Source organism: Streptomyces sp. WM6386 (assembly GCF_000972385.1).
Taxonomy (GTDB): domain Bacteria; phylum Actinomycetota; class Actinomycetes; order Streptomycetales; family Streptomycetaceae; genus Streptomyces.
In genome coordinates, this window is record NZ_JXTE01000358.1 from 1 (window position 1) to 629 (window position 629).

Here is a 629-nt window from a genome sequence, read left to right on the forward strand (position 1 = left end):
GCTCAGATCGCCGAGTCCGATCACCGCCTCGGCCACCTCCGCCCCAACCTCCAGCTGACGCCACAGCTCCCGCAGTCCGCCGGAGACGTCCGCGCCGGCCATGAACCGCCGCAGTGCGATGTCAAGGTCGCGCAGCCAGCCGTCCAGGTAGGGGTCGGCCGTCAGCCGGGACACGTACTCGTCGATCTGGGCGGCCTGATGCGCACCCAGCCTCGGTGCCGAGTTCCTGGCCGCCACCGGTGGCGACATGGACCTCTTCGGAATCGCTGACCGGCTCGCCGGCTTCGGTGGCGTCGCCCCCGTTCCTCGCGACTCCGGCAAGATCAGCGGAAACCTCCACCGTCCCCGACGCTACAACCGCAGACTCCAACGCGTCTTCTGCATCTCCGCGTTGTTCAGCATCCGCTACTGCGATGACTCTCGCCGGTTTTACGAACGCAAGCGAGCCTCGGCAAGCGCCACATCCAGGCAGTCCTGGCCTCGTTGGCCCGCCGCCGCGTCAACGTCCTCTGGGCCCTCCTCCGCGACGGACGGACCAACGAGGCCAAGCTGCCCACTGCTTGCACGGCTTGACAGACAGCATTAGGAATCGGTGGCCACGTTGAAAGACCTCCCTGGCCGGCGATGCC

General features: G+C 67.6%; 1 protein-coding gene and 1 pseudogene. One reads left to right on the forward strand and one right to left on the reverse strand.

All coding sequences use genetic code 11. The features are described 5' to 3' along the window. On the reverse strand, positions 1–249 hold a 249-nt coding region (locus TN53_RS41710; RefSeq protein ID WP_159038273.1), incomplete at its 3' end, for a hypothetical protein. Between TN53_RS41710 and TN53_RS46370 the strand changes: the two are divergent. After that, positions 206–573, forward strand: a pseudogene (locus TN53_RS46370) (transposase); the annotation flags it as partial. The gene TN53_RS41710 and the pseudogene TN53_RS46370 sit on opposite strands and share 44 nt — an antisense overlap. Positions 574–629 lie beyond the last annotated feature (56 nt).